Annotated in this window: 13 protein-coding genes; 9 read left to right on the top strand and 4 right to left on the bottom strand. The window is 72.5% G+C overall.

Features of this window, described 5'->3' with window-relative positions; genetic code table 11:
• Window position 1 precedes the first annotated feature (1 nt).
• Window positions 2–1,387 carry a cytochrome ubiquinol oxidase subunit I gene (locus VGN74_RS11165; protein WP_327448174.1) on the top strand — a complete coding sequence of 462 codons (1,386 nt, stop codon included), beginning with the start codon at window positions 2–4 and terminating at the stop codon, window positions 1,385–1,387.
• Between the two features lie 5 nt (window positions 1,388–1,392).
• On the top strand, window positions 1,393–2,403 hold the full coding sequence (locus VGN74_RS11160; protein ID WP_327448172.1) for a cytochrome d ubiquinol oxidase subunit II: 1,011 nt from the start codon (window positions 1,393–1,395) through the stop codon (window positions 2,401–2,403).
• Here the strand turns inward: VGN74_RS11160 and VGN74_RS11155 are convergent.
• Window positions 2,394–2,939, bottom strand: coding sequence for a DUF1826 domain-containing protein (locus tag VGN74_RS11155; protein WP_327448170.1), 546 nt, complete (start codon window positions 2,937–2,939; stop codon window positions 2,394–2,396). The genes VGN74_RS11160 and VGN74_RS11155 overlap by 10 nt on opposite strands.
• Before the next feature lie 47 nt (window positions 2,940–2,986).
• Here VGN74_RS11155 and zigA point away from each other — a divergent pair, with 47 nt between their 5' ends.
• Both zigA and VGN74_RS11145 read left to right on the top strand, forming a co-directional pair.
• Window positions 2,987–4,192 (top strand): zinc metallochaperone GTPase ZigA, encoded by a 1,206-nt coding sequence (gene zigA / locus VGN74_RS11150; RefSeq protein WP_327448168.1) that lies wholly within the window; start codon window positions 2,987–2,989, stop codon window positions 4,190–4,192.
• A 20-nt stretch (window positions 4,193–4,212) separates the two neighbouring features.
• Window positions 4,213–4,908, top strand: a complete 696-nt coding sequence (locus tag VGN74_RS11145) for a hypothetical protein (RefSeq protein ID WP_327448166.1) — start codon at window positions 4,213–4,215, stop codon at window positions 4,906–4,908.
• Here the strand turns inward: VGN74_RS11145 and VGN74_RS11140 are convergent.
• On the bottom strand, window positions 4,905–5,285 hold the full coding sequence (locus VGN74_RS11140; RefSeq protein WP_327448164.1) for a MerC family mercury resistance protein: 381 nt from the start codon (window positions 5,283–5,285) through the stop codon (window positions 4,905–4,907). The two genes, VGN74_RS11145 and VGN74_RS11140, sit on opposite strands and share 4 nt — an antisense overlap.
• 83 nt (window positions 5,286–5,368) lie before the next feature.
• Between VGN74_RS11140 and VGN74_RS11135 the strand changes: the two genes are divergently transcribed.
• From VGN74_RS11135 to VGN74_RS11115, 5 genes are all read left to right on the top strand, one after another.
• Entirely contained in the window at window positions 5,369–5,998 is a 630-nt protein-coding gene (locus VGN74_RS11135) for an ATP-binding cassette domain-containing protein (RefSeq protein ID WP_327448162.1), read from the top strand.
• Window positions 5,995–7,218, top strand: coding sequence for an ABC transporter permease (locus VGN74_RS11130; protein ID WP_327448160.1), 1,224 nt, complete (start codon window positions 5,995–5,997; stop codon window positions 7,216–7,218). Before VGN74_RS11135 ends, VGN74_RS11130 begins: the two co-directional genes overlap by 4 nt.
• Window positions 7,215–7,811 (top strand): DUF3299 domain-containing protein, encoded by a 597-nt coding sequence (locus VGN74_RS11125; RefSeq protein WP_327448158.1) that lies wholly within the window; start codon window positions 7,215–7,217, stop codon window positions 7,809–7,811. Before VGN74_RS11130 ends, VGN74_RS11125 begins: the two co-directional genes overlap by 4 nt.
• A gap of 96 nt (window positions 7,812–7,907) precedes the next feature.
• Window positions 7,908–8,783: a universal stress protein gene (locus VGN74_RS11120; RefSeq protein WP_327448156.1), complete on the top strand. Its 876-nt coding sequence runs from the start codon at window positions 7,908–7,910 to the stop codon at window positions 8,781–8,783.
• 20 nt (window positions 8,784–8,803) lie between these two features.
• Window positions 8,804–9,646: a universal stress protein gene (locus tag VGN74_RS11115; RefSeq protein WP_327448154.1), complete on the top strand. Its 843-nt coding sequence runs from the start codon at window positions 8,804–8,806 to the stop codon at window positions 9,644–9,646.
• Between the two features lie 3 nt (window positions 9,647–9,649).
• On the opposite strand, the gene VGN74_RS11110 is transcribed toward VGN74_RS11115, so the two are convergent.
• On the bottom strand, window positions 9,650–10,774 hold the full coding sequence (locus VGN74_RS11110; RefSeq protein WP_327448152.1) for a PepSY-associated TM helix domain-containing protein: 1,125 nt from the start codon (window positions 10,772–10,774) through the stop codon (window positions 9,650–9,652).
• Window positions 10,774–12,825, bottom strand: coding sequence for a TonB-dependent receptor (locus tag VGN74_RS11105; RefSeq protein WP_327448150.1), 2,052 nt, complete (start codon window positions 12,823–12,825; stop codon window positions 10,774–10,776). Before VGN74_RS11105 ends, VGN74_RS11110 begins: the two co-directional genes overlap by 1 nt.
• Window positions 12,826–12,907: the final 82 nt, after the last annotated feature.

The raw sequence follows: 12,907 nt of genomic DNA, 5'->3' as shown, positions 1-12,907 counted from the left end.
CATGGAAACCCTGCTGCTGTCGCGGATCCAGTTCGCGGCCAACATCTCCTTCCACATCCTCTTCCCCACCATCACCATCGCGCTGGGCTGGGTGCTGCTGTTCTTCAAGCTGCGCTTCAGCGCCACCCGCAACGAGAAGTGGATGGAAGCCTACCGCTTCTGGGTGAAGGTCTTCGCCCTCAGCTTCGCCCTCGGCGTCGTCTCGGGCATCACCATGAGCTTCCAGTTCGGCACCAACTGGCCGGGCTTCATGGAGACCATCGGCAACATCGCCGGCCCCCTTCTGGCCTATGAGGTGCTGACCGCCTTCTTCCTCGAGGCGGTGTTCCTCGGCATCATGCTGTTCGGCTTCAGCCGCGTGCCGGGCTGGCTGCACACCCTGGCGACCTTCCTCGTCGCCTTCGGCACCACCATGAGCGCCTTCTGGATCCTGGTGCTGAACTCCTGGATGCACACCCCGGCCGGGTTCGAGATGCGTGACGGCGTGGCCCACGCCACCGACTGGCTGCAGATCGTCTTCAACCCGTCGATGCCCTACCGGCTGACGCACATGCTGCTGGCCAGCGGCCTGACCGTGGCCTTCCTCATCGCCGGCCTGTCGGCCTTTCGCTACCTGCTCGGCGACCGCTCGGCCGGCCTGCGCGCCGCCCTGAAGACGGGCGTGGTCCTGGGGGCCGTGCTGATCCCGGTGCAGATCTTCGCCGGGGACATGCACGGGCTGAACACCCTCGAGCACCAGCCGGCCAAGGTCGCCGCCATGGAAGCCAACTGGGAGACCCGGTCGAACGTCCCGCTCGTGCTGTTCGCCGTCCCGGACGAGGAGGCGCGCGAGAACCGCTTCGAGGTGGGCGTGCCCAACGGCGCCAGCCTGATCCTCAAGCATGACCCGAACGGCGTCGTCCCCGGGCTGAACGACTTCGTCGCCGAGGACGGTACGCGCCTGCACCCGCCGGTCTCGCCGGTGTTCTGGTCCTTCCGCATCATGGTCGGCACCGGCCTTTTGATGCTGGCCATGTCCTGGGCCGCGGTCTGGTTCCTGCGCCGCAAGGCCGGCTTCGACGACCGGCTCGGGCGCTGGATGCTGCGCGGCCTGGTGGCCATGAGCTTCTCCGGCTGGCTGGCCACCCTGGCCGGCTGGTACACCACCGAGATCGGCCGCCAGCCCTGGCTCGTCACCGGCGTCCTGACGACGAAGCAGGCCATCGCCGACGTCCCGGCGCCGATGGTCCTGTCCACCCTGCTGATGTACCTCGCGGTCTACGCCCTGCTGATCGCGGCCTATGTCGGCGTCCTGTTCTATCTGGCGCGCCGCGCCGCCCAGGGCCGGCCCGTCGCCCTCGAGCCCCGCTCCGGCGCGGCCGAGGTCGCCGTGGTCCCGGCGGAGTGAGTGCCATGACCCTGCTCGGCGATCCGACCGTCTGGCTGCCGGTGGTGTTCGCGGGGCTGATGGCCCTGTCGATCCTGATCTATGTCGTGCTGGACGGCTTCGACCTCGGCGTCGGCGTGCTCCTGCCCTTCGCCGAACCGGACCAGCGCGATCGCATGATCGCCTCGATCGGGCCCTTCTGGGACGCCAACGAGACCTGGCTGGTGCTGGCGGTGGGTCTGCTGCTGGTGGCCTTCCCGGCCGCCCATGGCGAGATCCTCTCGACCCTCTACCTGCCGGTGGCGATCATGCTGCTCGGCCTGATCCTGCGCGGCGTCGCCTTCGAGTTCCGCGCCAAGTGGCCGGGCAAGGGCAAGGCGCGCTGGGACCAGGCCTTCTTCGCCGGTTCCCTGCTGACCAGCCTGTCCCAGGGTTTCATGCTCGGCATCTATGTCATGGGGCTGCAATTCACCCCCTGGACCCTGCTGTTCGCGCTCGGCGTCGGCGTCTGCCTGACCGCCGGCTACGCCTTCATCGGCGCCGCCTGGCTGCTGATGAAGACCGAGGGAGAGCTGCAGCAGCGCACCGTGGGCTGGGCGAAGACAGGCCTGTGGGGCGTGCTTGGCGGCCTCGCCGCCGTGTCCCTCGCCAGCCCGCTCGTCAGCCCGCGCATTTTCGACAAGTGGTTCAGCCTGCCCGAGGCCGTGCCCCTCGCCGTCCTGCCCCTGGCCTCCGCCGCCATCCTCGCCGCCCTGTGGCTGGCCCTGCGCCACCTGCCGGACTCCCGCGACCGCTGGAGCTGGACGCCCTTCGCCGGGGCCGTGGCGCTGTTCGTGCTGGCCTTCACCGGGCTGGCCTACTCCTTCTACCCCTATGTGGTGCCGGAGCGGATGACCGTGTTCGAGGCCGCCAGCGCGCCGGAGAGCCTGTTCCTGATCCTCATCGGGGCCCTGTTCGTCCTGCCGATGATCCTCGCCTACACCGCCCTCGCCTACGTCATCTTCCGCGGCAAGGCGACCGAGCTGCGCTACGACTGAGCCGGTCGGACCGGCGTGACCGGATCGAGGGCCAGCACCCAGCGCGGCCGGGCGCGGCTGGCCTTCGGCGACCGGTGCAGCAGCGGCCGGGCGCGCGTCGGCCAGTCCCGGCCCTTCATCAGCACGACGGCCCCGGTCCCGGCCTGACCGATCGGCCCCTGGCCCGAGGCGCAGGTCCATTCGACGCCGGGCCCGCGGTAGGTCGTCAGCAGCCGCAGGCGCACGGCGTCCTGGTGGAAGCGCGGGCAGGTCCGCTCGATCGCTGTCTCCAGCCGGACGCGAACCTCGACCACGCCGGTCGCGATCCGGACCAGCCCGGACAGCAGCTCCAGATCCGCCTCCAGCCACGACGGCAGACCCCGCCACTCGTCGCGCATCGGCTCGGCATAAGCCGGATAGCCTTCGTCGACACAGGGGTTCGGCCGGGTCCAGACCACCGCCGCCACCTCGTCCCGCGCCAGTTCGGCCACGACCGACGGCGCGTCGCCGGACACGACGAGGCTGGACGGGGTGGTCGGGGCGATTGCAAGCAACATTATAACATCACATAACGGCTTCCCTGCTGTCTGTCACGGAGTCCGGGATGCTGCCCACCACCGTCCTGTCCGGCTTTCTCGGCGCCGGAAAGACCACCCTGCTGAACCATGTCCTGGCCAATCGCGAGGGCCTGCGCGTGGCGGTGATCGTCAACGACATGAGCGAGGTGAACATCGACGCCGCCCTCGTCCGGGAGGGGGGCGGGGCCGACCTGTCGCGCACGGAGGAACAGCTGGTCGAGATGTCCAACGGCTGCATCTGCTGCACCCTGCGTGAGGACCTGCTCAAGGAGGTGGCGCGCCTCGCCCGCGAGGGCCGCTTCGACTATCTGCTGATCGAGTCGACCGGCATCTCCGAGCCCCTGCCGGTCGCCGCCACCTTCGACTTCCGCGACGAGGACGGCTTCAGCCTGTCCGATCTGGCGCGCCTCGACACCATGGTCACCGTGGTCGACGCCTTCAACTTCTTCCGCGACTACCCCTCGACCGACCGGCTCAAGACCCGCGGCGAGCACCTCGGCGAGGACGACGAGCGCACCGTCGCCAACCTTCTCGTCGATCAGATCGAGTTCGCCGACGTCATCGTGCTGAACAAGATCGACCTGCTGCCGCCCGCCGACCTGGGCCTGCTGGAAGCCATGATGGCCCAGCTCAACCCGCGCGCCCGCATCGTCCGCGCCGAACGCGGCCGCGTCCCCCTGCGCGACATCATCGGCACGGGCCTGTTCGACATGGAGAAGGCCGAGCAGGCGGCGGGCTGGAGCGCGGCCCTGCGCGGCGAGGTCACGCCGGAGACCGAGGAGTATGGCGTTTCCAGCTTCGTCTATCGGGCCCGTCGCCCCTTCCACCCCCAGCGTCTCTACGACCTCTTCCAGGAAGAGTGGCCCGGCGTCTGGCGCTCCAAGGGCTTCTTCTGGCTGGCCACGCGCATGGCCTACGTCGGCTCCTGGAGCCAGGCCGGGGCCGTCACGGAGCATGAGTGGGGCGGCCTGTGGTGGGCCTCCGCCCCGCGCGAGCGCTGGCCCGACGACAATCCCGAATGGCTGGCCGCCATCGAGGCGGTCTGGCGCGCCCCCTGGGGCGACCGTCGCCAGGAGATCGTCCTGATCGGCGCCGGGATGGACCGCGACGCCCTCACCGCCCGCTTCGACAAGGCCCTGCTGACCCGTTTCGAGATGGAGCGCGGTCCCGACGGCTGGAAGAAGTTCCCCGATCCCTTCCCCCACTGGGGTCCCTCGGCCGCCGCCGCCTGACCCCGCCTGCCGAGACCGACATGACACGATCCCCGCTCGCCCTCGCCGCCGCCCTCGTCCTGCTCGGCGGTCCGGCCCTGGCCCAGACCCCGCCCCCCGCGCCGCCCCACGCGCCGCCCCACGTGCCTCAGGGCGCCGCCCACGCCCCGGCCCCGTCGCGGGTCAGCCAGCTGATCGACCAGCTGCGCGCGGGCGGGCTGGTGATGCTGATCCGGCATGAGCGCACCGAGATCCCGGCCCGCGATGACGACTACACCCGGCCTGCCCACGACTGCACGGCCCAGCGCAACCTGTCGGTCGCCGGCATCGCCGGCGCGCAGGAGACCGGCGTGGCCCTGGGGGCGCTCGGCCTGCTGCCGTCCCGGGTGCTCAGCAGCCCGATGTGCCGCACCACCGAGACGGCGCGCTACATGTTCGGCACCTATGAGATCGAGCCTCGCCTGATCCACCCCAACCCCGGCGTGCCCGGCGGCCGCGACGTCAACCAGGCCGGCGAGGAGCTGGCCGCCCTGCTGCGCGCCCTGCCCCGCGAGAGCGGCAACGTCGCCATCGTCAGCCACGGCGGCAACATCGTCCGCGCCACCGGCCTGCGCCTCGCCGAGGGCGAGATCGGCGTAGTCCGGGTCCAGCCGGACGGGAGCATCGTCGCCGTGGGCCAGCTGCCCGGCAGCGACCTCGGCCCGCCCGCCCGCGTCGCCCTCGGGACGCTTCCCTAGGCGGCCTGCCGGCCACCGCTGGCGAGGTTGATCACGTGCGCCAGGGCCAGCGTCAGCCCCCCCGCCACGGTCAGGGGCGTCTCCGCGTCATGATCCGGGACGCCGGCCGCCCCGGCGACCAGCAGGGCGAGTCCCGCCAGCGCGAGGGCTAGCAGGCCCGGCCGCACCGCGCCGCCATGGGCCGGGCGCGCCAGGGTCCAGAGCGAGACGGGAGCCGCGATCGCCACAAAGGCCCAGTGGACCCACTCGGCCTCCGCCCAGAGACCGAGCACCGGCAGGGCCGCCGCCGCCAGCGGCAGGGCGAGGCAGTGGGCGAGACACAGGCCCGACAGGCTGATGGCGACGGCGTCGCCGGCGCGAGCGGACAGTTGCGGCATTTCGGTCTCCTGACTTGAGCGTCTCATATGTTATCTTGTAACGTCTTCGCAAGGGCCCGCCGGACCGGAGTGCAGACCCGCCCATGATCGATATCGAGACGCTGGACGTCGGCCGCGGAGGCCGCGCGGCGGCCCGCCTCGCCGCCGCCCGGCTGGCGCCGGGCTCGGCCTGGCGACTGCCGGGGCCGTCGGGCAGCGGCAAGACCACCGCCCTGTTCACCCTCGCCGGCCTGCTCCCGCCGGTCGCCGGCGCGGTCACCTGGTCAGACACCGGTGCGCCGCTACGCCGAGGCGATGCCGCCCTGGTGTTCCAGGACCTCGTGCTGGTCGATGGCCTGAGCGTGCTGGAAAATGTCCTGCTCGCCCCCTTCGCCCTCGGCCGGGCGCAGGACGCCGGCGCCGCCCGGGCGCTGCTCGACCGCCTCGGCGTCGGCCATCTGGCCGGGCGTCGCGCGGACCGTCTCAGCCGCGGCGAGGCCCAGCGGGTCGCCGTCGCCCGGGCCCTCGCCAGCGCGCCACGCCTGCTGCTGGCGGACGAGCCCACCGCCAGCCTCGATGACGCCCACGCCGTCGCGACCGCCGATCTGCTGCTGGAGGCCGCCGCCCTCAGCGGCGCGGCCCTGGTCATCGCCACCCACGACAGCCGGCTCGCCGCCCGCGTCCCGGACGCCCTGACCCTGACGCCGATCCGCACCCCGGCGGAGGCTGCATGACCGGACAGGTGAACACCCTGCGCCTCGTGCTCGCGGGCCTCGCCCGCCGGCCCCTGACCTGGCTGTTCCACAGCCTGCTGCTCGGCCTCGCGGGCGGTCTTCTGCTGGCGGTCGCCCTCGTCCAGACCGCAGCCGAGACCCGCCTGCAGCGCGACCTTGGCGGCGTCGACCTCGTGGTCGGGGCCGAGGGCGGCGGCCTCCAGCTCGTGATGTCCGCCCTGCTGCAGGCCGACGCCCCGACGGGGATCATTCCGGCGCAGGTCTGGACCGACCTGACCCGCGACCCCCAGGTCGCCGCCGCCGTCCCGGTGGCCATGGGCGACAGCGTCGGCGACATCCGCATCGTCGGCACGACCCCGGCCTACGCCGACCTCTACGGGGGCGACGTCGCCGCGGGCCGCTGGTGGACCGGGGGGATGGAGGCGGTGCTGGGGGCGCAGGCGGCGCAGCGGCTCGGCCTCGCGCCCGGCGGCACCTTCATCGGGGCCCATGGCGAGGGCCCCGGCGCGGTGGCCCACGCCGACCATCCCTATACGGTCGTCGGCGTGCTCGCCCCCACCGGCACGGTGCTCGACCGGCTCGCCCTGACCGCGCTGGACAGCGTCTGGGACCTCCACGCGGCGCCGGGCCACGACCATGACCACAGCCATGACCATGCACACGCCCACGACGACGCCGCGCGGCGGATCACGGCGGTTCTAGTCGATGTCCGCAGCCCGCTGGCGGCAGTCACCCTGGCCCCCCGCCTGGAGGCCGAACCGGGTCTGAAGGTGGCCCAGCCGGCGCGCGAGGTGCAGCGCCTCAACGCCCTGCTCGGCGGCGGCGCCGGCCTGCTGCGCCAGTTCGGCGCCGGGCTCGGCCTCCTGGCCGCCGCCGGTTTCGGCCTCGCCCTGACCGGCGCCCTGCTCGCCCGGCGACGCGAGTTCGCCTTGCTGAAGGCGCTCGGGGCCAGGCCCGCCACCCTCGCCCGACTGGTGCTCGCCGAGGGTCTGCTGCTGGGCCTTGCCGGAGGCCTCGCCGGCTGGGCCATGGGCCGCGCGGTCATGGCGGTGACCGCCGCCGCCGAAGCGACGCCGCTGGCGCTTGTTCCGCCGCCGCTCGGGCCCGCCGATCTCCTGACCCTGCTGATCCCGGCCGCCCTCGGCCTCGTCGCCGCCCTCCCCGCCCTCGTCGTGGTGCTGCGCCTCGACCCCCTCGCCGCCCTGGAGAGCCGGTCGTGAGAGCCGCCGCGTCCCTGATCCTCGCCGCCGCCCTGCTGGCCGCCTGCGACCGCCCCGCCGCAGAAGCTCCCGAGGCCGCGCCCCCGGAAGATCTCGCCGCGCCCTGGGCGGACCTGCCCCCTGTCGCCACCGGCCCCATGGCCAGCCAGGGCGGCGGCCTGCCCGTCGACGAGGAGCTGGCCGCCGAGCGCGAGCTGCAGATGACCCTGCCGCGCGCCGACCATCCCCTCTGGCGCACCCTCTCTGCGACCCGCATCTGGATCGACGAGCCGACCCAGCTCTACCGCGCCGCCCATCCGCCGGAGGTGCGCCGCCTCGACGGCCGGCGCGTGACCCTGCGCGGCTACATGCTGCCGCTCGAGGCGACGACCCGCATCCGCCACTTCCTCATCTCGCCCTACACGCCGGTGTGCCTGTTCCACCCCCCGGCCGAGCCCAACGAGGTGGTCGAGGTGCGCCTCTCCCGCCCGATCGAGGCCGGCTATCACCTGGTCGAGGTCACCGGCCGCCTGCGCCTCGCCGACAACGGCGAAAAGGGCCTGTTCTTCGTCCTCGACCGCGCCTCCGCCCGCATCGCCCAGCGGATCGAGTAGGGAAACCGTCCGTCCACATCGCCGGCTTGTTCTGGATCAAGGCGGGTCGGCCGCTGGCGATCGATCATGGCGCTACATCCCACAAGGAGACGCGACATGACCGACGCCCGGACCCCGCCCGCCACGCCGCGCACGATCCTGCTGGCCACCGACCTCAGCAGCCGCTGCGACCGCGCCCTCGATCGCGCCGCCTCGCTGGCAGCACGGTGGGACGCCCGCCTGATCGTCGTCAATGTCATCGAGCCCAGCCGCCGCGATGCCGACGACCTGCCCAGCTGGCGCCGCCTGTCCGACCCTCGCGCCGCCGCCGAAGCCCGGGTCCGCCGCGACCTGCCCGCCACGCTCCGCACGCTGGACGTCCGGGTGGCGGAAGGCGACCCGGCCGACGCCATCCTCGCCATAGCCGCCGCCGAAGGCGTCGATCTGATCATCACCGGGGTGGCCCGGGACGAGGCCCTCGGCCGCCATCTGCTGGGCGCCACCGTCGAGCGTCTCGTCCGTCGGGCTGCAGCGCCCGTCCTCGTCGTCAAGCGGCGGCCTCGTCCGTATGAGGAGCTCCTTGTCGCCACCGACTTCACGCCCGCCAGCCAGCACGCGCTCGGGACGGTCGCCGGCCTGTTCCCTGACGCCCGCCTGACCCTGATGCACGGCTGGGAGGTGCCCTTCCCGGGCTTCCAGGACAACCCGCGCTTCCGCGACGACCTGCGCGCCGAACTGGCGCGCCACAGCGACGTCTTCGTCGCCGCCGCCCGGATCGCCGAGGCGCGCCGGCCGGCCCTTCAGGTGCTGATCGAGCATGGTGCGCCCGAGCGGCTGGTCCGCGACTACATGAACGACCGGGACGTCGATCTCGTCGTCATCGGGGCCCATGGCGGCGGAGCGCCCTTCGACGGCCGCCTCGGCGCCGTCGCCCGCCGTATCCTCGAGGCCGCGCCGGGCGACGTGCTGATCGTTCGCGAACCTCGCGCCTGAGTCAGGGAAGGGAGACCGCCATGACCCCGAAGTCTGTTCTGCTGCAGCTGGTGACCTACCCGGAGCCCGTGCCCGAGGCGGTCATCGGCTGGGCCGCGCACTTCGCGAGCCTGATCGAGGCGCATCTCGACGTCGCCGTCTTCGAGGTCGACATCCAGCCCCCGTCGAACCCCCTGGCCAATGTGCTGCTGGACCTGCCCGCCCTGGCGGCGGCCGAACGCGAGCGCAGCGCCAGCCAGGCCGGTCGCTATCGCGCCGCCCTTGAGGGCCTCGACACCGGCTCCGGCCCCGTCGGGGTCGAGGTGAGGCGTTGCGCGTCCTGGGAGACCCCGGGCCTCACCGCCGCCGAGGCCCGGCTGCACGACCTGACCCTCGTGCCGTTGCTGCCGCCGCCGAGCGTCCAGAGCGAGGTGGCCGAGCGCGTCGCCTTCAGCTCCGGCGGGCCGTCGCTCGTTCTGCCCCAGGGCTGGGCCGCCGCCGGGGCGTCGCTCGACCGGGTCGCGGTGGCCTGGGACTTTACCGCCCCGGCCGCCCGCGCCCTCTCGCACGCCCTCCCCCTGCTGCAGCGCGCGGCGGAGGTCGACCTGCTGATCGTCACCGGCGAGAAGCCCATCCCGGCCCTCGCCTCTGCAGACCGCGTGCTGCAACGCCTCGCCCGCCACGGGATCGAGGCCCGGCTGCATCAGGAGGAGGCCCGCGGCCGGCCAATCGGCGAGGCGCTCTCGGGCTTCGCGATGGACCGGGGACTGGACCTGCTGGTCATGGGCGCCTTTGGCCACTCCCGGTTCAGGGAGTTCGTGCTTGGCGGGGCCACACGCAGCCTGCTGGAATCGCCGCCCTGCCCGCTGCTGCTGGCGCACTGAGGCTCAGCCGCGCCCGGCGACCCTCAGCCGCCGCCGCCACAGGTCGACGCCCGTCCACACCAGCGCGGCCGTGACCAGCCCGCCGAGGAACACCAGCCAGCGGCCGACCTCGCCGAAGGCCTGACCCGAGTGCAGGGCGAACTGCCAGGCGAAGAACTCGTCGCCCGGGCCCTCGCCGCGGTCGTGGCGGCGCCCGACGATGCGGCCGTCGGTCATGTCCACATAGGTCCACTGCCGGCCCTGATAGTCGAGGTCGCGCCGGTCGAAGGTGCGGATGGCCCAGAGGCCCTTGTCGGGCAGGGGCCGGAAGCTATCGATCTGATCCGGCGCCGTGGCGACCCGGGCCATGGCCTGTTCCACCGACACCGCCGGCGTCGCCACGGGGCGGTCCGGCAGGGCGTACTCCAGCCGGTCCGACACGGGGGCGACCGTCCGCACCACATCGCGGCTGATCTCCGGCCAGGCCAGGGTCACGCCCGTCAGGGCCAGCGCCGCCGTCACCGGCCAGGCCCACATCCCCGGGGCCCGGTGCCAGTCAAACAGCCGGCGCAGGCTGCCGGCTTTGCCCTTGACCCCGAAGGCCTCGCGCCAGCGCGCCAGACGCGGCACGGCCAGCACCCCCGCCAGCACGTGGTCGATCAGCCAGAGCAGACTGACGAGGCCGAACAGGAAGGTCACCCAGGGCGCGACCAGCAGGTCCACATGCAGGCCGTAGAGCAGGTCCGGGATGTGCCGCCGGTCCAAAGACCAGACCCCGCTCTGGCGCCACCCCAGCAGCGCCCCCGTCTGCGGGTGGGCGAACGCCTGCACGCTGGCGCGGGCGCCATCGATCTCGGCCGAGCCGATCAGCCACAGGCTCTCGCCGGGCCGGTCCGGCAGGTCGACATGGCGCGCCGCGAAGCCCGGCAGGGCGGCCCCGGCCGCCGCCAGCGCCGCCGTCACCGGCTCGGCCACCGCCGTCCCCGGGGCCGCCGCCGGGGCCCGGCGCAGGTCCGGGTTCAGCGCCGTGTCCAGCTCGTCGTACCAGGTGATGGCAGACCCGGTCAGCGCCAGCAGCAGCAGCCACAGCCCGGTCGTCAGACCGAACCAGCGGTGCCACAGACGGATCGCCGGCCGGGCGCGACGCATCAGAAGCGATAGGCCGCCGTCAGCCGGACATTGCGGCCCGGCTCATTGATCCCGCGCACGATCTCGTAGCCGGGAATGGCGCTGTAGTCGGCCACGCTGGCATGGTGGCGATAGGTCTCGTCGAACAGGTTGTAGACCGCCGCCAGCAGCTCCACGTCCGGGTTGGCGAACGGCGCCCAGCGGGCGAACAGGTCGACCACCGTATAGCCCGGCTTGTCGACAAACTGGGTCTGCCCGATCCAGCCCAGCTCGACCTCGCGGAACAGCACCTCGAGATCCTCGAGATCCTCGTACCGGGTCAGGCTGACCTCGAGGTCCAGCGTGTCCGACGGCGTGTAGCGCGCCGTCAGGTTCCAGCTGTCGCCCATCGAATTGCCCAGCGCGATCTGCTCGTAGCCCTCGATCCGCTTGCCGTTCAGCCGCGAGTCGTAGCTGTTGAAGTAGGCGTCCACCGCGAACGGCCCGGTGCTGTAGCCGGCGCGCAGCTCGATCCCGTCCGACTCGAACCGGCCGACGTTCTCGTAATAGGTCGCGCCCTGCGGGGCCGGGCCCGAACCCAGCTGGTCCAGCACCACATTGTCGATGGCCATGTCGAACCACACCGCCGAGGCGCGCCAGCCGTCGCGCGCCCAGTCGAGGCCGACCTCGAAGTTGCCGACCTCCTCGGGCTTCAGGTCGGGGGCCAGCGAGATCCGTCCCGGCCGGGTCTCCAGCGTGAAGGCGTCGCCGATCTCCTGGCCGCGGAAGGCCTCGGCATAGCCGATGTTGAACGCCAGCTCCGGGGTGACGTCCCAGGTCAGGCCGCCGTTGAAGCTCACGCCGTCGCTGGACGTGCTGTTGGCGTAGGTGACCTGGTCCAGCTCATAGTCGTCGTAGCGGGCGCCGAAGCTGACCAGCAGCGTGTCGCTCGGCCGCCAGTGGTCCTGCACATACAGGCCCGTCAGCGTCCCCTCCTCGACGAAGCGTCCGACGGCCGGGTTCCAGGCCCACGCCGCCCAGACGGCCGGGTCGGCCAGATACTGGCTCACCACCTCGTCGCGGCGGTGCTCGATCCCGGCCGTGATGCGGTGCTGACCCAGCTCGAAGCGACCGCGCAGATCGACGCCGCGCGACTCGATCCCGGCGCCGTACAGCCCCCAGCGATCGTAGCGGTCCTGGGTGAACTCGGTGCGGGTCTGGTACCCGGTCGCCTCGATCTCCCACCCCTCGCCGGAGTCGAAGCCGTAGTTGCCGGTCAGGGTGCGCCGCTCGGCCGTGCCCGGGAACAGGCGGTCATTGGCGCGCACCGGCCAGTTGGGCCGCTGGCCGAACTGACCCTCCTCGTCGCGCATCTCGTAGCTGAGGCTGAACCGGTGGCCGCCGCCGAGGTCGCCGCCCAGCTTGACGAAGCCGAGGGTCTGCTCGGCCGCGGTGCCGCGCAGCACCTCGCCGTCGCCATCCTCGAGATCGCCCCGGTCGACCTGCACCCAGGAGGCCAGCAGGCCGACATCCCCGAACAGCCGCCCGAAGCCGGTCAGGCTGATCTTCTCGCCGTCGTTGGAGAACCAGCCGGCCTTGGCGATGCCGCCGAAATCACGGCCGTCGCGCAGCAGCGCGGTCGGATCGACCGTGCGGAAGCGGATCGCGCCGCCGATGGCCCCGAAGCCGGCCGTCGCCTCCCCGGCCCCGGTCTGCAGCTCGACCGATTCCAGCAGCTCCGGCTCCACCGACACCCGGCCGATGTGGTGGAACAGGGTGCCGCGCTGCGGCGCGCCGTCGACGGTGACGTTGAGCAGCGAGTCCTCAAGACCGCGCACATAGATCTTCTGGGCGAGGCTCAGCGACCCGCCCACCGCCACCGACGGGGTGGCCCGGAACAGGTCCTGCAGGTCGTTGGCCTGGGTCCGCTCGATGTCCGACCGGCGCACCACCACGTCGGTCAGGGCGCCGACCACGACGATCTCCTCGACCTCGGACGGCGACGGCGCGGCCTCCTGGGCCGACACGGCCCCCGCGAGCGCGAACAGGAGCGGCGCCGCGGCGGCGGCGGCGCGAAGAGACAGACGACGCATGTAGATCCCCGAACAAGACAGGCGCGCCGCCTCCCACGCCCAATCTTGCGAGTCAATATCATTGCGAGTGATTTTCACCCGC

The organism is Brevundimonas sp. (genome assembly GCF_035998205.1).
GTDB lineage: Bacteria > Pseudomonadota > Alphaproteobacteria > Caulobacterales > Caulobacteraceae > Brevundimonas.
This window is presented reverse-complemented; position numbering and strand designations above follow the sequence as displayed.